This is a genomic window from Halomonas sp. IOP_6 (assembly GCF_021151565.1).
Lineage (GTDB): Bacteria > Pseudomonadota > Gammaproteobacteria > Pseudomonadales > Halomonadaceae > Vreelandella > Vreelandella alkaliphila.
Genome location: NZ_JAIRBO010000007.1, coordinates 181,344 through 203,003, shown reverse-complemented (window position 1 = coordinate 203,003; position 21,660 = coordinate 181,344). Strand labels below are relative to the sequence as shown.

Sequence of the window (21,660 nt, the reverse complement as noted above, 5' to 3'; positions counted from 1 at the left end):
ATAACCATGGCATTTGACGCAATCTTTGAGCCAATCGAGATCGGCAAGCTGACTATCCGTAACCGTGTGGTCAGTACCGCCCATGCCGAGGTGCATGCCACTGACGGTGGTATGACGACTGAGCGCTACGTCAGGTATTACGAAGAAAAATCCAAGGGTGGCTGTGGCCTATGTATCTGCGGTGGCTCATCAGTGGTGTCCATTGATAGCCCTCAGGGTTGGTGGAGCTCGGTGAACCTTTCCACTGACCGCATCATTCCACACTTTCAGAATCTGGCGGACGCCGTGCACAAGCATGGTGGCAAGATCATGATCCAGATTACCCATATGGGACGCCGCTCACGCTGGGACGGCTTCGATTGGTCGACCCTGGTATCCCCCTCTGGTATCCGCGAGCCGGTGCACCGCTCCACCTGCAAGACCATCGAGGAGGAGGAGATCTGGCGCATCATCGGCGACTTCGCCCAGGCCGCGCGCCGGGCCAAGGAAGGCGGCCTCGACGGCGTCGAGCTATCCGCCGTTCACCAGCACCTAATCGACCAGTTCTGGAGCCCGCGGGTCAATAAGCGCGAGGACCAGTGGGGCGGTAGTTTCGAAAATCGCATGCGCTTCGGCATGGAAGTACTCAAAGCGGTGCGTGCCGAAGTGGGCGATGACTTCGTGGTGGGTATGCGCATTTGTGGTGACGAATTCCACCCGGATGGTCTCTCGCATGAAGACATGAAGCAGATCGCCGCCTACTACGATGCCACTAAAATGGTCGATTTCTTCGGCGTTATCGGTTCTGGCTGCGACACTCACAACACCCTCGCCAACGTCATTCCTAATATGTCCTACCCGCCGGAGCCTTTTCTACATCTGGCGGCGGGGATCAAGGAAGTGGTGAATGTGCCGGTGATCCACGCCCAGAATATTAAAGATCCCAATCAGGCCCAGCGTATTCTCGAAGGGGGCTACGTGGATTTGGTGGGCATGACCCGGGCGCATATTGCTGACCCTCATCTGATCGCCAAGATCAAGATGGGGCAGATAGATCAGATTAAACAGTGCGTGGGGGCTAACTACTGCATCGACCGCCAATACCAGGGCCTGGATGTACTGTGTATTCAAAACGCTGCCACCGCCCGGGAATACATGGGCCTGCCGCATATCATTGAAAAGACCGAGGGCGTTAAGCGTAAAGTTGTGGTGGTTGGCGGTGGCCCCGGCGGCATGGAGGCAGCTCGCGTTGCTGCTGAGCGCGGCCATGATGTCACTCTGTTTGAGGCGGCTGACGCCCTGGGCGGGCAGATCACTATCGCTGCTCAGGCGCCGCAGCGCGACCAAATCGCCGGTATCACTCGCTGGTACCAACTGGAGTTGGCGCGGCTGAAAGTTGACCTGCGCCTAGGGGCTCGCGCCGATGAGGCAACCTTGCTTGATCTACGCCCCGATATCGTGGTGCTAGCCACCGGTGGCCAACCCTTCCTTAGCCAGCACCCGGAGTGGGGCTATTCAGAGAATGCTGAGGAGAGCCTGGTGGTCAGCACCTGGGATATTCTCTCAGGTAAGGTGGCGCCAGGTAAAAACGTGCTGATTTATGACGCCATCTGCGAATTCTCCGGCGTCTCAGCGGCAGATTTTCTAGCTGATAAGGGCGCCAAGGTCGAGATCGTCACCGACGATATCAAGCCCGGCGCGGCGGTGGGCGGCACCACCTTCCCCACTTATTACCGCAGCCTATACGAGAAAGAAGTGATCATGTCCTCTGACTTGATGCTGCATAAGGTCTACCGCGAGGGCGACAGTCTCGTGGCAGTGCTCGAAAATGAGTACACCGGTGCCTTGGAAGAGCGCGTGGTTGATCAGGTGGTCGTCGAAAACGGCGTGCGTCCTGACGAGGCGCTTTATTACGCCCTCAAAGAGCAGTCTCGCAACAAAGGGCAGGTGGATCTGGAGGCGCTCTATGCCATCCAGCCTCAGCCTAGCCTGAGCGAAGAAGGGGACGACTTTTTACTCTTCCGCCTGGGCGACTGCACGGCTCCGCGTAATACCCATGCGGCCATCTACGACGCCCTGCGAATCTGCAAGGACTTTTGACCTGAGCGAGAGCCGGGGTGCCGGTGGTAGACAGTAGCGAGGGTCATTTGCCATGGCCGTAAAACAGTTCCATACGTTTACGGCATTTCCGCCCTCCATGGCGGTCAGATGGCAAATGTAGCGCCCAGGGATGGGTTTACAGCGCCCTCGCAGAGGTCTGCCGCCGGAGCAGCCCCGCCGCGAAAGATGAGGTGAGTACCATGCTCGAAACGCTCTTGCCGATACTGATTTTTACTGCTCTGGCCCTGGCAGTAATCGGCGCTGTACGCCGTATACGCCTGTGGCGTCAGGGGCGCCCCTCGCGGGTGAACCTGCTCCAGGGGTTGATGGCCCTGCCGCGCCGCTATTTGGTGGATCTGCACCATGTCGTGGGGCGCGACAAAATGATCTCCAATACCCACGTAGCCACCGCCGGAGGCTTCGTGGCTGCCGCCGTGCTGATGATCCTGGTGCATGGTCTTGGTATCGCCAACCCATTGCTAGGCGGGTTGCTGTTACTGGCTAGCACCTCCATGTTCGTCGGTAGCCTCTTTGTAGCGCGTCGGCGGCTTAACCCTCCTGCACGGCTCTCCAAAGGCCCCTGGATGCGGCTGCCAAAGAGCCTGATGGCGTTTTCGATAGGCGTCTTCCTGATCACACTGCCCACAGTAGGTTTGTTGCCTGACGGGTTAGTAGAAGGCAGCGGTAGCTGGCTTCTGGCGCTGGTGTTGGCGGGCGTTGTGGTTTGGGGTCTGGGCGAAATGTTCTTTGGCATGACCTGGGGCGGCCCAATGAAGCACGCCTTCGCTGGCGCCTTACATCTCGCCTTTCACCGTCGGGCTGAGCGCTTTGGTGGCGGCCGGTCAACGGGGCTCAAAGCGCTGAACCTGGAGGATGAAGCGGCGCCTCTGGGCGTGGAAAAGCCAACTGACTTTACCTGGAATCAACTGCTGGGCTTCGATGCCTGCGTGCAGTGCGGTCGCTGCGAGGCAGTGTGCCCTGCGTTTGCTGCTGGTCAACCGCTCAATCCTAAAAAGCTGATTCAAGACATGGTGGTGGGTTTTGCCGGTGGTAGCGATGCTGGCTATGCCGGTTCTCCTTATCCTGGTAAGCCAGTGGGAGAGCACCAAGGCGCTCCCCATGCGCCTATCGTGGCGCCTGTTGTTATGAAAGAGGGAAAGGCGTTGGTTGACGCCGAGACTCTCTGGTCGTGCACGACCTGCCGTGCCTGTGTCGAGGAGTGCCCAATGATGATTGAGCACGTGGATGCGATTGTCGATATGCGCCGCCACCTGACCTTGGAGCGGGGTAAGACACCCAATAAAGGTGCTGAGGTGCTCGACAACCTGATTGCTACCGACAACCCCGGCGGTTTCGACCCAGGCTCACGGCTCAACTGGGCGGCGGATCTTAACCTACCGCTAATGGCTGACCTAAAGCAGGTTGATGTGCTGTTGTGGTTGGGGGATGGCGCCTTTGATATGCGTAACCAGCGAACCCTACGTGCCCTGGTTAAAGTACTGCGTGCTGCCGAAGTAGACTTCGCCGTGTTAGGTGCTGAAGAGCGCGACAGCGGTGATGTGGCAAGACGATTGGGCGATGAAGCGACGTTCCAATCCCTGGCTAAGCGCAATATTGCCACCCTGGCCAAGTATCGCTTCCAGCAGATTGTCACCTGTGATCCGCATAGTTTTCATGTGCTGGGCAATGAGTACGGCGACTTTCTTCAAGAAGGGCAGGGTGGCAGCGATTTCAATGCCAGCTACGAGGTGCGTCACCACAGTACCTTTATTGCTGAATTGTATGATGCAGGACGGCTGACCTTTGCTCCCTGGAAAGGTGGCAGCGTTACTTATCACGACCCATGTTATTTGGGACGCTATAACGGTGAATACGAAGCCCCTCGGCGAGTGCTTAAAGCGCTGGGCATCCAGGTGGCCGAGATGGAGCGCTCTGGGTTCCGTTCGCGCTGCTGTGGCGGCGGCGGTGGGGCGCCAATCACGGATATCCCTGGTGAGCGCCGAATCCCCGATATGCGCATGAATGATGTTAAAGAGAGCGGCGCCGAGCTAGTGGCGGTGGGCTGTCCACAGTGCACTGCCATGCTGGAAGGTGTGGTGGATGCCAGTGCTGAAGTGCGCGATATCGCCGAACTGGTAGCTGATGCCCTGGTTGAGCGTCCTGCTGGCGATGTGTCTGGGGTATCCCGCCGAACCACTGCAGTGACGACTGCTGAAGAGGTGACCTTATGAGTGAGATTATTCGCCGCGATCCGCGTCGCGAGTGGATCGCCCGGAACCGTCTTCATCCAGACCACGCCAGTGTGCTCGCCGCTCTTGGTGTAAACAGTGAGGGCGGCGGAGCAGCCAGTGAGTGGCTGGGGCCCAACGGTGTGGTGCGTAAGAATCCTCGCGCCATTGGTTTTATCGGCCCGAATGGCGTCAAACGGATTGATCGTAGCGGCCTCCAGCAAGGTAGACAGGCCGCCGCGACCACCACGGCGGCCCGCGATAGTCGCCGTAGGGTGACTATTGATCAGCCCGCTTTTCTGGTAGCAGTAGTACCTGACCTGACCGGTGGCCGCCTTTCAAGCCATGATAAGGATCTGTTAGGACTAGCCAGACGCGTGGCGGATGCCGACGCCGAACAGCCTGGTGCCGTGGTGGCGATCCTGTTTGGTGAGCATAAGGGCGAGGGGGACGGCGAGCATAAGGAAGAAGCGCTTGGCGACGCCGGGATCGATCGCGTCGTGCATCTTGATGATGAACTTTACGCTGGGTTTGCTCCCGAGGCACGGCTGGCGGTGTTAAGTGCCGTCGAACGTGAGATGACGCCGCGCTTCTGGCTGTTGCCGGACTCCCCCCTAGGCGGAGCTGATCTGGGGCGGCGGCTTGCCTTACGCCTGGGTGAGCGCGCTGCCACGGGGGTGTGGCAGGTGGAAGTTGATAATGAGGCCTCCTTGGGTTGGCGCTGCACTACCCGTGGCGCCGCTGGAAGCCTGGATATCCAGCGCCCTCTGCCGCGGGTTGCCCTGGCACTGGCCGAGTGCGCTGAGCCGATGGATGAGACGCGGCATGCGGCCGAGTGCCAGACCTTGGCGGCGCCAATTCCCATCACTCTATCGCGCATTGAAGATCTGGGGCAGGTGGCGGTGGATCCCGCTGGCGTGGCGTTGGCCGAGGCTGAATTCATCCTCTCTGGTGGCAATGGTGTTAAACAGTGGGACGCCTTCCACCATGCTGCGAAAGTACTAGGCGCTACCGAAGGGGCCTCGCGTGTCGCGGTGGATGACGGCTTTATGGCTCGTGATCGGCAGGTAGGTGCAACCGGCACCTGGGTAACCGCCCGAGTCTATATGGCGGTGGGTATTTCAGGCGCGATCCAGCACCTACAGGGCATTCAGCGCTGCGACAAGGTGGTGGCAATCAATCTCGATCCGGGGTGCGACATGATCAAACGCGCAGACCTGGCGGTGATAGGCGACAGCACGCAAATTCTTGCTGCGTTAGTGGCGATGGTGGAACAGCAGCGAGGAGGGCAGCGCGATGCGGCCTGAACAACAGCAAAAACAACAAAAGCCGGGTATCGACGTGGCGGTGCTGGTCTCCATAGGCCGTCACCCCACAACCGGTCGTGCGAGGCGCGCCGAGCAGGATGCACGGGGTCTGGAACTTGCTCTAGCCATGGAAGCAGAACTGCCGGGTAGTCGAATTGACGTACTGCACGCTGGTTCTCAGGATGTCGACAGCGAGGCAGCTCTGCGCAGTTACTTGGGTATGGCCACAGGCGTTGGTATGGGGCTTGAGTCCATGACTTTGCTGGAGCAGCCTGAAGGCAGCGATGCTATTCTGCCGCTGGTGGAACATTTAGCCGCTACCTCGCCCCAACTAGTGATCACCGGTGCCCGGGCCGAGCGCGGAGAAGGTTCTGGGCTTTTGCCCTATGCGTTGGCGGAGCATCTCGGTTGGCCGTTAGTGAATAGCTTGGCGTCGATAGAGACAGTGGAGAATGGTGTGATAACGCTGCTTCAGGCGTTGCCACGGGGCCAGCGTCGCCGTCTCAAGGTGCGCTTGCCCGCCATCATCAGCGTGGATGAAGCAGCGCCGGCGGCGCGTCAGAGCGCCTTCGGCCCGGCTCGTCGAGCCACCTTCTTGGTGGCGCCCACTACCTCTGAAGCCGACAGTGAGTTGGCCCAGTGGCACTTGAGCCCCGCACGTAAACGGCCTAAGCGTCTGAAAATCATCAAAGCCGCCTCTGCAAGAGACCGCTTCAAGGCGGCGGCTTCCAAAGCCGAGGGCAAGGGCGGGCAAGTGCTTACCGACGTTACCCCTGAGCAGGGCGCCGAGGCGATCTACAAGCTGCTCAAGGAAGAGGGCGTGCTGCGCTGAAGCTTTTTGATCACGGCATGTTAGCAATCTTAAAGCCCGCCCTCTGTTGGCGGGCTTCTTGTTATCTATTGTTTAATCTCTGAGTCTTTATTTTCGAAGCCTTTACGTTTTAAGTCTTTACGTTCTCTGTCGTTATCTTCTTCTATGTTGTTATGACCTACTTGCCAGTAAAGCCTGGATAAAGCCGCAGGCGCTGTCTTTCCAGGTGTAAACCCATCCAGGCGTGTAGTACTAGTACCGTGATGACGATGGCCCCGCCCAGTAGCGTTGATGCCGTCGGCGTCTCGCCTAGTAGCCACCAAACCCATAGTGTGCCCAATGCGGTTTCCACCAGGTAAAACAGTGCCACCTCGGTAGACGGCAGGTAGCGGGTGGCGCTATTGATCAGCACCGTGGCCAGGGGCATCTGCACTAGCCCCATCAGTGCCAGCACGCCATAACGCTCGGCATCAAGCGCCAGCGGTGAGGCCATGGGCAGAGCAATTGCTGCTGAGAGCAGTCCGCCACCAGCAATCACCGTCATGGGGTCAATGGCTGGATAGCGGCGTAGCAAGGTCAGGTTACCGCCGATGGCCGCCGCAGCCGTTAAGGCATACAGGTTACCCGCCAGCATTCCCATGGCTCCTTCGCCCAAGAACACCAAACCCATACCCAGCATGCAGACGGCAATGGCTACCAACGTTCTTAGCGGCACCTTTTCATGTAGGAAAACTCGTGAAAACAGTGCGGCAAACAGTGGCGCTGTGCTCAGTATTACTACCACGTTGGCCACATTGGCGTTCATCACTGCGAGTACGAAGAGGCTCGACATTAGACCCAGCAGCAGCGCTGAGGCGAGTGACGAAAACGGATGGCTTCTCAGTGCCCCTAATCGATTACCCACACAGCACAGGACTCCCAGTACGCAGAACATCAAAAAACCGCGCCAGAATACGATAGTCCAGCCATCGGTATTGGCTAGGCGGATCAGCAGACCGTCGAAACTGAGGAACACCACGCCCAGTATCACCATGGCCAGACCGCGCTGGTAAGAATTTGACTGCATTGTCTTGGTTCCTGGTCGGTAAAAGAGAGCAACCGCCCGCTAGTTGAGCGGGCGGTTGCGGGGGAGGTTACTTGGCGGTTTTGGGTATCGCGTTAAGCTGTTGCCACTCCTTATTAAGGCCTACGTAAAGGCTGACGCACATCATTAATAGTACCAGTGTGAAGGGCAGCCCCGTGGCTACCGCGCCCGCCTGAAGCGCACTGAGTGCGGTGCTACCGCCGCCATACAACAGCACTCCTGCAATGACACCTTCAAGTGCGGCCCAGAAAACACGCTGGCCCTTAGGGGCATCGGTTTTGCCACCAGCGGTGATGTTATCGATTACCAACGAGCCGGAGTCTGATGAAGTGATGAAGAAAACCAGCACCAGGATAATGGCTAGTGTTGACGTTATGCTGGTGAGAGGCAACTGTTCCAGCATATGGAACATGGCAAGCGAGACATCACCGATGCCGTTGGCCAGTTCGCCTACGCCGTTAGTCGCCTGAAAAAGCGCTGTGCCGCCGAAGGCGCTCATCCAAACCAAGGTGACTAGCGTTGGTACCAGCAGTACGGCAATTAGAAACTCCCGAACGGTACGTCCACGCGATACGCGAGCGATAAACATGCCGACAAACGGAGACCAGGAAATCCACCACGCCCAGTAAAAGATGGTCCAGCCGTGGTACCAGGTGTCGTCCTCGCGTCCAATCCAGTTCGATAGCGGCAAAAGGTGGCTTACATAGTCTAGCGTTGTGGTGCCAATCCCTGTCAATATCATCAGGGTCGGGCCTGCTATCACAACGAATAGAAGCAGTATCGCTGCGATGATCATATTAATGTTTGAGAATAGCTTTACGCCCCCGTCGATACCCCGCCATACCGAGAATAGTGCAATCACCGTGACTACTAGGATAATCGCCAGCTGAGTACCAATAGTGTTGGGGGTGCCGAACAGATAGGCGAGCCCACCTGCCGCTTGGGTAGCGCCAAAGCCAAGCGAGGTGGCTAGGCCAAAAATGGTGGCGAGTACGGCAAGAATATCGATGATATGACCTGCCCAGCCGCGGGTATGCTCACCTAGAAGTGGATAAAATGCGGAGCGAAGGGTGAGTGGCAGGCCCTTATTATAGGCAAAGAAAGCCAGCGAGAGTGCGACGACTGCGTAGATTGCCCAGGGGTGCAGCCCCCAATGAAACATGGTCGCGCCCATGGCAGCACTAGCGCCTTCCGGCGTGCCTGCGGGGGCATTGAGGGGCGTACCGTACCAGTCGGTGTAGTAGGCCACTGGCTCAGCAACGCTCCAGAACATTAGGCCGATACCCATACCCGCCGCAAAAAGCATGGCGAACCAGGACGTGCGCGAGTACTCCGGCTTGGCATCGCTGCCGCCCAAACGAATTCGCCCGAGCGGCAAGCAAATCAGTACGAGGCAGAACACCACAAAGGTATTGCCTGCAATCATAAACAGCCAGTCAAAGTGTTCAATTGACCAGTTCTTGGCAAGCCCTAGATGCGTGTTAGCAGCATCCGGGTAAACCAGTGCGTAAAGAATGAATAGCAGAATGGCGAGAGCAGAGAGTGGGAATACGGGGTTATGAAAATCTAACCCCATTATCTGAGTATTGTCCTGTCCGGGCGACAGGACAGGATCGTCATTGTTCTTCATTAGATGTCCTTGGTGGCTATTGTTAGATATCGGCTATGCGCCCGCATCGCCGACACAACGGATTGTTGGGCCTGTTTCAGGGTAAGAGTGTCGTGAAAGCGACCTCTAGCTATTCGTCTTGGCTAGGATGTCTTGAATAGATATGTGAGTGCCTTTGTGGGGTAAGTCCTTAGGCACGGAGGGGATAGGGTGGGAAAGCGCAATCCACCATCAAGCGCACAACAATAAACAACAGGAGCTAGCCATGAATGCAGCCAACCGCGGAGTGGTCTATAAAGGGCCGGGTGAAGTCGCCGTCGAATCTATTGCCTATCCTGAGCTCGCCATCGGTAATCGAAAGTGTGAGCACGGCGTCATTCTTAAAGTCGTCACCACCAATATCTGTGGCAGCGACCAGCATATGGTGCGCGGCCGCACCACTGCGCCATCCGGCTTGGTGCTGGGTCACGAAATCACCGGCTTGGTGGTGGAGTGTGGTCGCGACGTCGAGTTTATCCAGCCCGGCGATCTAGTCTCTGTGCCGTTTAATATTGCCTGCGGTCGCTGCCGTAACTGTAAAGAAGGTCGTACCGGCATCTGTCTGAATGTGAACCCCTCTCGTCCAGGGGCTGCTTATGGCTATGTCGATATGGGTGGCTGGGTGGGTGGCCAGACCGAGTATGTCATGGTTCCCTACGCGGACTTTAATTTGCTGAAGTTCCCGGACACCGATCAAGCGATGGAGAAAATCAAAGATTTAACCCTGCTTTCCGATATCTTCCCCACCGGCTTCCACGGTTGTGTTACTGCTGGTGTTGGCCCCGGCAGTACTGTCTATATTGCAGGTGCTGGCCCTGTGGGCCTGGCGGCGGCAGTTTCTGCGCAGTTGCTTGGCGCGGCTTGTGTGATTGTCGGCGATATGGTCGAAGACCGTTTAGCCCAAGCGCGAAGCTTTGGCTGCGAGACCATTGACCTGACCCAGGACGGCGACATGGCCGACAAGATTGAGGTGATTCTCGGCGAGCGCGAAGTCGATGCCTTTGTCGACTGTGTTGGTTTCGAGGCCCACGCCTGCGGCTGCAACCATGGTAAAGAAGCACCTGCGACCGTGCTTAACTCGGCGATGTCGCTAACTCGCGCGGGTGGCCAAATCGGTATTCCTGGCCTGTATGTGACCGAAGACCCAGGTGCCGCTGACGATGCCGCTAAGCAGGGTGCTTTGAGTATGCGCTTTGGCCTCGGCTGGGCCAAATCCCACAGTTTTCATACTGGACAGTGCCCAGTAATGAAGTACCACCGCCCGCTGATGCAGGCTATTCTATTCGGAAAAGTTAAGATCGCCGATGCGGTAAATGTACAGATGATCACCCTGGATCAGGCGCCCCAAGGATATGCCGACTTCGATGGTGGAGCCGCCAAGAAATTTGTCATTGATCCCCACGGCAGTGTGCCTGCATAAGCCGGAAGCACCTGCCCGCCCGCAGGGAGGGGATACGAGATAGATAGTTAGAAATAGATAGTTCGGTATAGATAGTTCAGGATAGATAGTAAGACCCTAGACGGCACCCCGCGGGGTGCCGTCTTCGTTCATTCGGTATACCGCCGATCAAGATAATAATGAGTGACCCATGACCGTCCAGACCGTGACCCCCAAGCGCCGCTTTCGCGGCAAGCCCCGCGGCCGTGAACTCGATCCCATCCGTCTTGAGGGATTGCGTGAGCTGCTGGGCGATGAACGCAACGATGCCACCTTGCGTCGACGCGATTTATTAATCGAACACCTGCATGCTCTTCAGGATGCCCGAGGGCATTTGTTGTTGGCAGACCTGCGTGCCCTGGCAACTTATATGAACCTGCCGATGGCAGCGATCTATGAGACAGCTACCTTTTATGCTCACTTCGACGTCATCCATGACGATCAGGACGTGCCCCCAGCGTTGACAATCCGCGTTTGTGACTCTCTGGCTTGCCAGTTAGCTGGCGCTGAGACGCTTAAAGCGCAGTTGGAAGCAAACGTCGATATCGAGCAGGTGCGGGTGTTGCGCGCGCCATGCATGGGGCGCTGCGACACAGCACCCGTAGTGGAGGTCGGCCATCACCACTTAGGTCGAGCCGATGCGGCTCAAGTTCAGGCAGCCATCGATGGCGATAACACTCACCCTGAGCCTATCGATTGGCAACGACTTGATAGCTATCGCAGCGAGGGTGGTTTTGCATTGCTCCAGGCCTGCCGCAACGGGGAAGTAACGGTCGAAGCATTGATGGAAGCGGTGCAGCAGGCCAACCTTCGCGGTTTAGGGGGCGCGGGTTTTCCTACTTTTAAGAAATGGCACTTTGTGCGTCAGGAGGCTGGCCCTCGCTACTGTGCCATTAATGCTGACGAAGGCGAACCCGGTACCTTTAAGGATCGTTATTATCTGGAACGCTCACCGCACCAGTTTCTTGAAGGTGCCTTGGTCAGTGCTTGGGCGGTAGACGCCGAGGCGCTGTATATTTACCTACGCGACGAGTATCCAGCGTTACATGTCGTGCTGCGCGAGGCGATTGGCGAGCTTGAGGCCGCTGGCCTAGTGGCGCCGGGATATATCGTGCTGCGCCGCGGCGCGGGTGCTTACATCTGCGGCGAAGAGTCGGCGATGATTGAGTCCCTGGAAGGCAAACCGGGCAAGCCCCGCCATCGTCCTCCGTTTGTGGCTCAGAAAGGGCTCTTTGACCGCCCAACGCTGGTCAATAACGTCGAGACCGTCTACTGGATTCCGATGATTTGGCAGCGCGGCGCTGAGGCTTTCTCCAGCCAGGGCCGCCATGGCCGCGTGGGGCTGCGCAGTTTCTCGGTTTCGGGGCGAGTTAAGCAGCCTGGCGTTTATCTGGCGCCTGCTGGCATCACGCTAAACGAGTTAATTGACGAGTATTGTGGCGGCATGGCGGAAGGCCAACGCTTGGCGGCTTATCTACCTGGTGGCGCCTCTGGTGGCATTCTGCCCGCTACTAAAGCCAATATTCCTCTCGACTTCGATACCCTCCAGGAGCACGGCTGTTTTATTGGCTCCGCTGCAGTGATCGTGCTTTCTGATCAGGACAATCTGCGCGGGGTTGCTACCAACCTACTGGCTTTCTTTGCCGATGAGTCCTGTGGTCAATGCACGCCGTGCCGGGTGGGAACAGAAAAAATGCTGACGCTGCTCGAGCGTAATGAATGGGACGCTGGGCTTATGACGCAGCTTTCCCAAGTGATGATAGATGCCTCTATTTGCGGGCTGGGTCAGGCGGCACCGAACCCAGTATTGGGCTTGCTCAAGGATTTTCGCAGTGAACTGGCTGCCCAGAACGTTATCGTCAAGGGATAAGGGAGATCAGCATGAGTGAACAGAGCTTAAACCAAAGCTTTACCCTGACCCTGGATGGCGTTGACGTCAGCGCTTACCCCGGTGAAACCCTCTGGCAAGTCGCCAAGCGCGCCGGCGAGACCATTCCGCATCTGTGTTTCAAGGATGCCAGCGGCTATCGCGCCGACGGCAACTGCCGTGCTTGTATGGTGGAGATCGAGGGCGAGCGCACCTTGGCCGCAAGCTGTCTGCGCGAAGCGGCACCCGGTATGGTGGTTAATAGTGCCAGCTCTGAACGCGCGCACACGGCCCGCAAGATGGTCATGGAAATGCTGCTAGTCGACCAGCCTGAGCGCGAAGAGAGCCCCGACAGCTCAAGCCATTTCTGGGCCATGGCTGACCAGCTGGCCATTGATGCCACGGCGGTGCGCCGCAAGCTGCCCAAGCGCGAAGAGCGTGAGACGGCTACCGTGCATCATGTGGCACCTAGGGCGGGTAGCCTGGAGCAAGACAGCAGTCACTCTGCCATGCGCGTTAACCTTGATGCCTGTATTGAGTGCAATCTGTGTGTGCGTGCCTGTCGCGAAGTGCAGGTTAACGATGTTATCGGTATGGCTCACCGTGGGGCGGCGTCTAAGATCGTATTTGATTTCGACGACCCCATGGGGGACAGCACCTGTGTTGCTTGCGGCGAGTGTGTTCAAGCTTGCCCCACGGGTGCTTTAATGCCTGCCACCCTGGTGGATGAGCAAGGGTGCGGAGACTCTGCTGTGGCTGACCGTAAGGTTGACTCAGTATGTCCCTACTGCGGGGTTGGCTGTCAGCTTACCTACCATATCAAAGACGATAAGATCCTTTATGTGGAGGGCCGCGATGGTCCTTCAAACGAGAACCGACTATGTGTTAAAGGTCGCTTCGGCTATGACTATCCGCGCCATCCATCTCGGCTTGTTACCCCGCTGATTCGTCGTGAGGGCGTCGCAAAGGGAATCGACCCAGACTTCGATCCCGCCAAGCCCCTGACGCATTTCCGCGAGGCGAGCTGGGACGAAGCCCTTGAAGTGGCCGCCAGCGGGCTTGTAAACCTTAAAGTGAATCATGGCCCTGATGCCTTGGCGGGGTTCGGCAGTGCCAAGTGCTCCAACGAAGAGGCGTGGCTGTTCCAGAAGCTGGTGCGTACCGGCTTTGGCTCCAACCATGTAGATCACTGTACCCGTTTGTGCCACGCCAGTTCGGTGGCAGCGCTCATGGAGTGTATCGGCTCAGGCTCAGTAACCGCTTCCTTTATGCAGGCCAGTCAGGCCGATGTAGTGATTCTTACCGGCTGTAACCCCGCAGTAAATCATCCGGTGGCGGCCACCTTCTTTAAACAGGCCGCCAAGCGCGGTACCAAGATAGTGATTCTTGACCCCCGTGGTCAGGCGTTGGATGCCTACGCCCATCGCAGCGTTCGCTTTTCACTGGGTACGGATGTGGCGCTGTTTAATGCCATGCTCAATGTGATCATCAGCGAAGAGCTCTATGACACGGCCTATATCGCCGAGCATACCGAGGGCTTTGAGGCACTGAAGACACATACGGTGGACATGACCCCCGAAGCGATGAGCGGTTTGTGCGGTGTTGAGCCAGAGACCATTCGCGAAGTGGCCAGGCTTTATGCCAACGCCGAGCGGGCAATGATTTTCTGGGGCATGGGCATTTCTCAGCATACCCATGGGACCGACAACGCCCGCTGTTTGATTTCGTTGGCGCTGGCTTGCGGTCAAACCGGTCGCCCTGGGACTGGCTTGCACCCTCTGCGGGGGCAGAACAACGTTCAAGGGGCGTCTGATGCCGGCCTTATTCCCATGGTAATGCCGGACTACCAGCCGGTTAGCGATGCTCAGGTACGCAGTGCTTTCGAAGAGCTGTGGAATACCAAACTGGATCCCACACCGGGTCTCACCGTGGTGGAAATTATGGATGCTATCGCTGCGGGCACCATTCGCGGCATGTATATCCAGGGTGAAAACCCGGCGATGTCCGACCCGGATCTGGCCCATGCGCGGGCCGCGTTGGCCAAGCTGGAACATCTGATGGTACAGGATCTTTTTGTCACTGAAACCGCTCAATTCGCCGATGTTATCTTGCCGGCCTCCGCCTGGCCTGAGAAGGATGGCACCGTCACCAACACCAATCGGCAAGTGCAGATGGGGCGTGCGGCCTTGCCGCTACCGGGCCAGGCCAAGCCGGACTGGTGGATCATCCAGGAAATGGCTAAACGCTTCGGCCTCGACTGGAATTACCAGCACCCGCAGGACGTGTTCGCCGAGATGAAGCAAGGTATGGCCTCTCTCGACCATATTTCCTGGGAGCGTTTGGAGCGCGAGCAGTCGGTGACCTACCCTTGCCCAGCGGAGGATGTACCGGGACAAGACGTAGTCTTCAGCGAGTCCTTCCCAACCGTCAGTGGCCGGGCGAAGTTTGCGCCTACGCGCCCGCTGCCACCGGATGAGCCAGTCGATAACGACTATCCGACGGTGCTGACCACTGGCCGCCAGTTAGAACACTGGCATACCGGATCAATGACCCGCCGTGCCAAAGTGCTCGATGACTTGGAGCCGGAAGCCGTGGCGAGCTTGGCGCCCGCTGAGCTTATCCGGCTGGGATTGGCGCCAGGCGATGACCTGACGATCACCACCCGGCGAGGGGCCATCACCCTCAAGGTCAGGACGGATCCGGGCATGCCTGAGGGGATGGTTTTTGTGCCTTTCTGCTACGAGGAAGCGGCGGCGAATCTACTCACTAACCCGGCGCTGGATCCGTATGGAAAGATTCCAGAGTTCAAGTACGCCGCTTGCCGTTTGAGCCGCTCGGAAACCCATATAAAGCGAGTTAGTTAGTCAGCATTTACTGGAGGAAGTAGCGATTGATCAGGCGCTCACTTAAGATCGCTTATCAATCAGCGACTCGAAATGATCGGTTGAGCCAGGTTGTAGCGTTGTCTGCCTCGAAATTTTTAGAGTCAGTAAAGATCTACGATCGCTTAAATATGGTGTGAAAAGCCATTGTTATGACGGCTAGATCAGCAGCTTCAATAGCGGAAAGGGAGGCCGTCTTAGCTGACGGTCTCTTTTTATAATATCGTCATAGTTAGTATGTCAGAAGGGGGGAGATAAGCTGTCTGGAGTATCAATGTCATGGCATACGCCAGGATCATTGAGTGAGATTTTTACAATATGATCACTATACCGCTGGAGAATAGCGGATGCGCCACTGGGATGACGTAAATCAGCGATATGTTTCCAAAATTTTCTACCAAAAATAACCGGGTGGCCAGGAACCTGTAGGTGTGTTGGTTGAACGATATTTTCTGCGCTAGACATGTCTGCTAATAACTTACACGTTTTTTGAGTCACCCAAGGGAGATCGGCAAGCCAAACCGCCGCGGATCGGTAATGATTAAATTTTTCGTCTGAACATAGATATTTGAAAGCATCGCTAATGCTGTATCCAAGCCCTAAATGACTGCGCTGGCTAACCAGCGTTGGGGTGATTGGAGAAAGACCGAGTGATTGAGCCTTATCACCTTCTTTAAGCACAACGGTAATGTTTGGAAAGTGTTGCTGAATAGTTAACAACGTGGAGGTCAGTAGTGTCTTTCCATTGCTTAATTGAGCAATTCTTTTATCGCTACCAAAACGACGAGACTGGCCGGCTGCCATGACAATCACGATGATATCACTACAACTCATGACGTTTTTTTCCACGATAAATACGATGAATATCGGCCATGACGGCTAACGCAATTTCAGCCGGTGTTTTGCTGCCTAAATTAAGCCCAATGGGCATGTTAATGCGTGCTACTTGGGCACTTGTTAAGCCGCCAGAACGCAGCAGCCGCTCTGCGCGCTGCTGTGAGGTTTGCTGGGAGCCCATAACGCCAATATAAAAGGCTTCCGTTCGGACAGCTTCGATCATCGCTAAATCATCGATACGTGGGTCGTGGGTCAAGGCCACAACGGCGGTATTGGCATGGCAGCCACCTGATGAAATAAACACCGAAGGTAGAACTGCCTGAACTTCCACTCCCGCGACCGCAAAATTTCGCCTAGCCTCGTCTCTGGGGTCACAGACAATCACCTCAAACCCCAGCGTTTGGGCAAATAGCGCACAGGGTGAAGAGATTGAAGAGATCCCCGCGATAACCAGCCGTAGCGCAGGGCCTATACGAATATTGACGCTAGCGGTATCAACAATAACGGTGGGCTCGGTGTTTTTCGAGGGGGTAAAGCGCTTGCCGCTGCCATCCAGCTTGATACAGCGGGTTAGCGGTTGGCGACCCAGTAGCGTGGCATGCACCACTTCTAAGTGAGTAAGGTTTGCGGTGTTGGGCGCTAGCCGTTCAACCAGCACTTCAAGGCTGCCACCGCAGGGTAAACGAATATTCGCTGAACCAGCGTCACTGCCACCGCCACCGCCATAGCGCACCCGTTGAACCGGCTCGCTAAACTCACCCGCTTGAAGCCTAGCGATAAACTCATCTTCGACACAGCCGCCCGACAGTGATCCCAGATAGTCGCCTGTTGAACATGCTACTAGCATGGCACCTGGCTCTCGGGGGGCCGAGCCAAAGGTTTTTAGCACCGTACACAACCAAATAGTTCGCCCCTGGTTGGCCCATTTCAGCGCGCGTTCGATAACCTGTAGATCAAGGTGTTGCATTAACTAGCCGCCTCCATGGGAAGTCGATGGGTGGCCTTCAGTGAGTCGCGAATGGTGTCAGGGGTAAAAGGGGGATGGGTAAAGCGTACTCCCGTGGCATCAAAAAGCGCATTGGCAATCGCAGGAGCGCCGGGTAGTGAGGCAGACTCTCCAACGCCGAGTGGGGGCAGTTCAGGGCGATCAAGCAGCATGACGTTGATGGGAGGAAGCTCCGAGAAACGCAGAATAGGGTAGCCGCCCCACTCTTTGCTGGTTGGTAAACCATCCTCAAAGGTCACCCGCTCCTTTAACGTGCGGCTGAGCATTTGGATCACATTGCCATGCACCTGATGGCGAACGCCAGCGGGGTTGACCATTAAGCCCGCATCCTGACCTACATATAAATTCTCGACGACAATCCGTCCACTCTTCACATTGACTTTAAGCTCAATTACCCAGGCGGCGAGCGCGGCGCCAAAGCCGGGAAATTTGCTATGCACGTACTGGGCGTAAGCGAAGCCTCGGCCGTAGCGCCACTCACCCTCGCTTTTTGGGTTGGTGTTAGCGACGCAGGGCTTCCAGTTCGTACGTTCGGCTAATGCTTCGACAAGTTCGCAAGCGCGATTATCGGCTAAATAGCGCAACCGGTAGGTGACCGGATCTTCATTTGCCAAATAGGCAAGCTCATCAATATAGCTTTCATGGGCGAAGGTGCTGGGCAGCGCCGAGACACCACGTAGCCAGGAGGCGCGAACCAGAGTCGGCACGTCGTCGCAGACTATTTGGCGATGAGGGTAGCGGTAGGGTGGCACCGACGTTCGATCTCCCATCTCAAAGGGGATATCAATTGGTGAGGCATTACCGGTTAGCAGTAGTGCCAGGGTGGGTGCACTGTTAGAGGGGTAGCGCGTATTAAAGCGATAGCCTGCTGGGCTGCCATCGGCATTTAAACCGCCTTGGATCGCCATATACTGAGCAGCTCCTTTAGGCTCCCAGGTGTGTTCCTGCTCACGGGTGAGTTGCACACGGACAGGGCGGCCAACCGCCTGAGACAGCAGCACAGCATCCGCGCCAACGTCGTCAGCGCAATTGCGGCCATAGCAGCCCGAGGTTTCCATGCGGGTAATGGTGATAACGCCTTCATCTAAACCGGTAAGGCGGGCGAGGTCGGCGCGCAGACTGTGTGGGTTTTGGGTGCCCGACCACACGTGAAGGCCATTTTCGTTGGCATCGGCGACAGAGCACGAAGGGCCAATGGAGCCATGCAGCTGGAAAGGCCACACATAGTGACGATTGAGCGAATGCTGTGCGGCGGCCAGCGCGTTGTCGAGGCCGCCTTCATCGAGGAGTATGCGCTGCTTGCTGGGTAGGTCGAGCAGTGCTTGCTCTATGTTGTCCAACTGAGGTAAGCCTTCGATGGGTCGCCACTGGACCTTTAGCTGTCTGGCTGCGGCAGCAGCCTGCTCTTCACGCTCGGCCACCACACCAACAAAGTCACCGACCACCACGACGCTTACCACGCCCGGCAAATGTGCCACAGAGCTTTCATCAACCGCGATTAAACTGTTACCAATAAAGTCGCCGTTATCATGGCCTACATAAGGCGGGCGAATCACTCGCCCATGCAGCATATCGGGCAGGCGTAGGTCGTGGATAAAGGTCAATTGCCCGGTGGCCTTGGCGGGTATATCCACGCGAGAGGTCGATTGGCCGACCAGGGTATAGTGGCTGACCGGCTTAAGCGGTACCTCATCGGCAAGCTTTAATGCATGACGGGCGCCCCGCAACAACTCTCCAAAGCTCACGGATGAGTGGTTATCATCACTGGGCATAATAGCGCCGTTTTGGCAGCTAAGTAGTGAGCGCTCAGTGTCAAAGTGCTTTGCTGCCAGTGTTAATAGATACTCCCGCGCTTGAGCCGCCGCACGGCGTAGAGGTTCGGCAGTGATTTGAATCGACGCACTGGCAATGGTGGGGCCTTGGTTGGGAGCTTCAACAGAGTTGCCCAGCACCATGGTAACGCTGTCGAACGCGACGCTAAGCTCTTCCGCAACAATTTGAGCGAGCGCCGTGCGTATCCCTGTGCCCAAGTCTACGTGGCCGTTGAAAGCCACGATGTGACTATCGTTCAGTACGGCAATAAATATTTCTGGCTCATGGGGGGTGAAGTTTGAGTGTGTACCTGGCTGTCCGGGCGCGGGCTTAGGAGGCGTAACCGGATCGCGATAGATCACCAAAACATCAGACCCATACAGCAGTGACTCTCTTTTATAGTCTGATTTATCGACCATGCTTGCCTCCCACGCTAGCGTTTTAAGTAATCAGTGCAGATGAATTTGAGGTGATCAACGAGCAATAACTAAGGTAAAATTGTAGCGCGTACACCATAAAAGCATGGTGAATTGATCCAACGCAAGCCGTATTTAATACGTTGATGCATCATTTTGTTAACCAGTGCCATACTCGATACACGTCGTCGCTAATAGATTAAGGAGATGGAATGACAACGGATAGTGCGCTCAAACACTCGTCTTCCGGCGAGCACCCCACGCCTTCAGAGCAGGGGTATGATTTTTCTGAGCAAGTAGGCCATCTACTGCGTAAAGCCTACCAGCGGCATACGGCTATTTTTCAGCGCTACAGCAGTGATAAACAGCTTACGGCCATTCAGTTTGTCACGCTGTGTACGGTGATGGAGCGAGGCCCCAGCTCGTTAACCGACATCGTTAACGCCACGGCGATTGATCCAGCCACCATCCGTGGCGTCATTAAACGCCTTAAAGCACGTGAGTGGATCTCGCTCACCACCGACCCAAATGATCAACGCAAAGTCATGGTGGTGATCACCGAGCCTGGGGAGACATTAGTCGAGGGCATGGTGCCCAGTGCCAAGCAAATTAGCGATCAGACCATGAAAAATCTCAACCCGGCAGAGCGGGTTGCCTTAATGCACCTGCTGGAAAAAATGAACGCGGACGGATGACACAACAAAGGTGCCCGCTTCACTTGCGTTTTCGGGCACTCCTAACGCTTCATTAAGTAACCCAGTGTTTCATCCAGTCTAATTACATCCCCATATTTGCTATCGATATCAAACAGGTTGGCTTCATGGGGCGCGGGGTGGCGATCGCCCACGCAATCACGTACCACCATCACCCGAAAGCCGTGCTGTACGCCGTCAACGGCGGTGGCGCGAATGCAGCCGCTGGTGGAGCAGCCGGTAATGATCAGTGTATCGATACCCATGGCGACCAGCGTGGAGGCAAGCGAAGTGCCAAAGAAGGCGCTGGCGTACTGCTTGGTCATTATCAGCTCATCTTGATGGGGGGCCACCTCGGGGCAGAACTCGGCGTAAGGGTTGCCCGCCACCATCGCCCGCATTACCGGCGACTTCTTGACCCAAATGCCACCATCGATTTGATCCGGGGCGTGATAAAGGATGTTGGTATGGATGACTGGCGTGCCAGTACGCCGTGCGGTATTGAGTAGCGGTGGCATATTGGCCACCGCATCCACCACGCCCTGGGCAAATAGCGGCGAGCCTGGCGTGGTGTAGCCTTGCATAAAATCAACCACCAGCAGTGCGGGCCTTTTGCCAAAGCCAATGCGTCCATCCCACACGCCCTTGTAGTTGTCCGAGGCCGTATTATCACCAGCTGCGCTGTCAACAACAGAGCTATCAACAACAGTATTATCAGTATTGTGCTGCGACATGGTCGTCTCCTTAATCAGCACTCTAGATCGTTAATCAGCACCTGATCTCGTTAGTAAGCCCCTGACAAGAGAGCACCCGCGCCCGGTACGATGGGTTCCAGGTCGAGTGCCGTGAGCATGGCGTAGGTGGTCGCGATAGCTGCGGTCACCACTGGCTTACCGGTCAGGGCTTCAACCTTGGCGACGGCCGGTAGCGATGGCATTTGTACACAGGCTGACAAGACGATCGCATCCACGTTACTTAAATCGAGACTGGCGACGATTTCGGGGAGATTGGCGGGATCGTGGCGAGCGACATCCAGGTTATTGGGGATCTCAAGCGCCCGGTAGTCGAGCACCTCAATGCCTTCCTGACGGATGTAGTCGACCACCATTTCGGTCAGCGGCTTCATGTAAGGCGCTACTACCACCACACGTTTGGCTTTCATCACACCCAGGGCATCAACCAGCGCACCGGCGCTGGTGACCACCGGCGTGTCGCAGCCATTCTCTTCAGTGCGGCTGCGCAAACGCTTTTGCGACGCTCGGTGGTAGCCGGGCCCCATCGCCATAATGGCAACCAGGCAGGCATACCCCATCACATCCACTGCTGCATCGGAGAGTTCCAAGGCACAGCGGTCAGACTCCGCATCCATCGCGGCCAGCTCGTCCTTACTAACGGTTTTCATGCGCATGCGGCTGGAGTGAAAAGTGAAGCGTTCCGGACGAATCAACTGGCGTGCAGCGAGCATGGCAGGTATCTCCGTCTCCATGGTGATATTGGAGCTGGGGACGATCTGGCCGATACGGTAGGTCTTGGTGCTCTGAGTCATGATTATT

The 21,660-nt window shown here is 56.6% G+C and carries 15 protein-coding genes; 8 read left to right on the top strand and 7 right to left on the bottom strand.

From position 1 onward, the window contains the following. The first annotated feature begins 6 nt into the window (after positions 1-6). The 4 genes from dgcA (at position 7) to etfB (ending at position 6,446) form a co-directional block, all read left to right on the top strand. On the top strand, positions 7-2,079 hold the full coding sequence (gene dgcA, locus K7H08_RS14345) for a dimethylglycine demethylation protein DgcA (RefSeq protein ID WP_231658324.1): 2,073 nt from the start codon (positions 7-9) through the stop codon (positions 2,077-2,079). Positions 2,080-2,279: 200 nt separating this feature from the next. Continuing rightward, the gene (locus K7H08_RS14340) at positions 2,280-4,310 is read left to right on the top strand and encodes a (Fe-S)-binding protein (protein WP_231658323.1); all 2,031 of its coding nucleotides are present in this window, start codon (positions 2,280-2,282) and stop codon (positions 4,308-4,310) included. Continuing rightward, on the top strand, positions 4,307-5,614 hold the full coding sequence (etfA, locus tag K7H08_RS14335; RefSeq protein ID WP_231658322.1) for an electron transfer flavoprotein subunit alpha: 1,308 nt from the start codon (positions 4,307-4,309) through the stop codon (positions 5,612-5,614). The genes K7H08_RS14340 and etfA overlap by 4 nt, the downstream gene beginning before the upstream one ends. After that, positions 5,604-6,446 (top strand): electron transfer flavoprotein subunit beta, encoded by an 843-nt coding sequence (etfB, locus tag K7H08_RS14330; RefSeq protein WP_198350090.1) that lies wholly within the window; start codon positions 5,604-5,606, stop codon positions 6,444-6,446. The genes etfA and etfB overlap by 11 nt, the downstream gene beginning before the upstream one ends. Before the next feature lie 157 nt (positions 6,447-6,603). Here the strand turns inward: etfB and K7H08_RS14325 are convergent, their stop codons facing one another. Continuing rightward, entirely contained in the window at positions 6,604-7,491 is an 888-nt protein-coding gene (locus K7H08_RS14325; protein WP_038480844.1) for a DMT family transporter, read from the bottom strand. Positions 7,492-7,558: 67 nt separating this feature from the next. Further along, positions 7,559-9,139: a BCCT family transporter gene (locus K7H08_RS14320; RefSeq protein ID WP_038480847.1), complete on the bottom strand. Its 1,581-nt coding sequence runs from the start codon at positions 9,137-9,139 to the stop codon at positions 7,559-7,561. A 244-nt stretch (positions 9,140-9,383) separates the two neighbouring features. Between K7H08_RS14320 and fdhA the strand changes: the two genes are divergently transcribed. The 3 genes from fdhA to fdhF all read left to right on the top strand — a co-directional run bounded on the left by fdhA (position 9,384) and on the right by fdhF (position 15,326). Further along, on the top strand, positions 9,384-10,577 hold the full coding sequence (fdhA, locus tag K7H08_RS14315) for a formaldehyde dehydrogenase, glutathione-independent (protein ID WP_009724036.1): 1,194 nt from the start codon (positions 9,384-9,386) through the stop codon (positions 10,575-10,577). Between the two features lie 169 nt (positions 10,578-10,746). Continuing rightward, positions 10,747-12,465, top strand: coding sequence for an NADH-ubiquinone oxidoreductase-F iron-sulfur binding region domain-containing protein (locus tag K7H08_RS14310; RefSeq protein ID WP_231658321.1), 1,719 nt, complete (start codon positions 10,747-10,749; stop codon positions 12,463-12,465). 11 nt (positions 12,466-12,476) lie between these two features. Continuing rightward, positions 12,477-15,326 (top strand): formate dehydrogenase subunit alpha, encoded by a 2,850-nt coding sequence (fdhF, locus tag K7H08_RS14305; RefSeq protein ID WP_231658320.1) that lies wholly within the window; start codon positions 12,477-12,479, stop codon positions 15,324-15,326. A 258-nt stretch (positions 15,327-15,584) separates the two neighbouring features. Here fdhF and K7H08_RS14300 read toward each other — a convergent pair whose 3' ends face one another. Genes K7H08_RS14300 through K7H08_RS14290 form a run of 3 tightly spaced genes read right to left on the bottom strand, consistent with a single transcriptional unit; the run spans position 15,585 to position 19,418 of the window. Beyond that, positions 15,585-16,178 carry a nucleotidyltransferase family protein gene (locus K7H08_RS14300; protein ID WP_231658319.1) on the bottom strand — a complete coding sequence of 198 codons (594 nt, stop codon included), beginning with the start codon at positions 16,176-16,178 and terminating at the stop codon, positions 15,585-15,587. Beyond that, positions 16,168-17,148, bottom strand: a complete 981-nt coding sequence (locus K7H08_RS14295; RefSeq protein WP_231658318.1) for an XdhC family protein — start codon at positions 17,146-17,148, stop codon at positions 16,168-16,170. The genes K7H08_RS14300 and K7H08_RS14295 overlap by 11 nt, the downstream gene beginning before the upstream one ends. After that, the gene (locus K7H08_RS14290; protein WP_231658317.1) at positions 17,148-19,418 is read right to left on the bottom strand and encodes a xanthine dehydrogenase family protein molybdopterin-binding subunit; all 2,271 of its coding nucleotides are present in this window, start codon (positions 19,416-19,418) and stop codon (positions 17,148-17,150) included. Before K7H08_RS14290 ends, K7H08_RS14295 begins: the two co-directional genes overlap by 1 nt. A 209-nt stretch (positions 19,419-19,627) precedes the next feature. Here K7H08_RS14290 and K7H08_RS14285 point away from each other — a divergent pair, with 209 nt between their 5' ends. Further along, positions 19,628-20,110 carry a MarR family winged helix-turn-helix transcriptional regulator gene (locus K7H08_RS14285; protein WP_089039328.1) on the top strand — a complete coding sequence of 161 codons (483 nt, stop codon included), beginning with the start codon at positions 19,628-19,630 and terminating at the stop codon, positions 20,108-20,110. Positions 20,111-20,151: 41 nt separating this feature from the next. Here the strand turns inward: K7H08_RS14285 and K7H08_RS14280 are convergent, their stop codons facing one another. Next, positions 20,152-20,841: an N-carbamoylsarcosine amidohydrolase gene (locus tag K7H08_RS14280; protein ID WP_231658316.1), complete on the bottom strand. Its 690-nt coding sequence runs from the start codon at positions 20,839-20,841 to the stop codon at positions 20,152-20,154. A 50-nt stretch (positions 20,842-20,891) separates the two neighbouring features. Beyond that, positions 20,892-21,653, bottom strand: coding sequence for a maleate cis-trans isomerase family protein (locus K7H08_RS14275; RefSeq protein ID WP_269438911.1), 762 nt, complete (start codon positions 21,651-21,653; stop codon positions 20,892-20,894). Between the last annotated feature and the right edge of the window lie 7 nt (positions 21,654-21,660).

What these genes read in the sequence shown, in the direction of transcription:
- dgcA (WP_231658324.1), top strand. Translation starts at nt 7, where the DNA reads ATGGCATTTGACGCAATCTTTGAGCCAATCGAGATCGGCAAGCTGACT.
- K7H08_RS14340 (WP_231658323.1), top strand. Translation starts at nt 2,280, where the DNA reads ATGCTCGAAACGCTCTTGCCGATACTGATTTTTACTGCTCTGGCCCTG.
- etfA (WP_231658322.1), top strand. Translation starts at nt 4,307, where the DNA reads ATGAGTGAGATTATTCGCCGCGATCCGCGTCGCGAGTGGATCGCCCGG.
- etfB (WP_198350090.1), top strand. Translation starts at nt 5,604, where the DNA reads ATGCGGCCTGAACAACAGCAAAAACAACAAAAGCCGGGTATCGACGTG.
- K7H08_RS14325 (WP_038480844.1), bottom strand. Translation starts at nt 7,491, where the DNA reads ATGCAGTCAAATTCTTACCAGCGCGGTCTGGCCATGGTGATACTGGGC.
- K7H08_RS14320 (WP_038480847.1), bottom strand. Translation starts at nt 9,139, where the DNA reads ATGAAGAACAATGACGATCCTGTCCTGTCGCCCGGACAGGACAATACT.
- fdhA (WP_009724036.1), top strand. Translation starts at nt 9,384, where the DNA reads ATGAATGCAGCCAACCGCGGAGTGGTCTATAAAGGGCCGGGTGAAGTC.
- K7H08_RS14310 (WP_231658321.1), top strand. Translation starts at nt 10,747, where the DNA reads ATGACCGTCCAGACCGTGACCCCCAAGCGCCGCTTTCGCGGCAAGCCC.
- fdhF (WP_231658320.1), top strand. Translation starts at nt 12,477, where the DNA reads ATGAGTGAACAGAGCTTAAACCAAAGCTTTACCCTGACCCTGGATGGC.
- K7H08_RS14300 (WP_231658319.1), bottom strand. Translation starts at nt 16,178, where the DNA reads ATGAGTTGTAGTGATATCATCGTGATTGTCATGGCAGCCGGCCAGTCT.
- K7H08_RS14295 (WP_231658318.1), bottom strand. Translation starts at nt 17,148, where the DNA reads ATGCAACACCTTGATCTACAGGTTATCGAACGCGCGCTGAAATGGGCC.
- K7H08_RS14290 (WP_231658317.1), bottom strand. Translation starts at nt 19,418, where the DNA reads ATGGTCGATAAATCAGACTATAAAAGAGAGTCACTGCTGTATGGGTCT.
- K7H08_RS14285 (WP_089039328.1), top strand. Translation starts at nt 19,628, where the DNA reads ATGACAACGGATAGTGCGCTCAAACACTCGTCTTCCGGCGAGCACCCC.
- K7H08_RS14280 (WP_231658316.1), bottom strand. Translation starts at nt 20,841, where the DNA reads ATGTCGCAGCACAATACTGATAATACTGTTGTTGATAGCTCTGTTGTT.
- K7H08_RS14275 (WP_269438911.1), bottom strand. Translation starts at nt 21,653, where the DNA reads ATGACTCAGAGCACCAAGACCTACCGTATCGGCCAGATCGTCCCCAGC.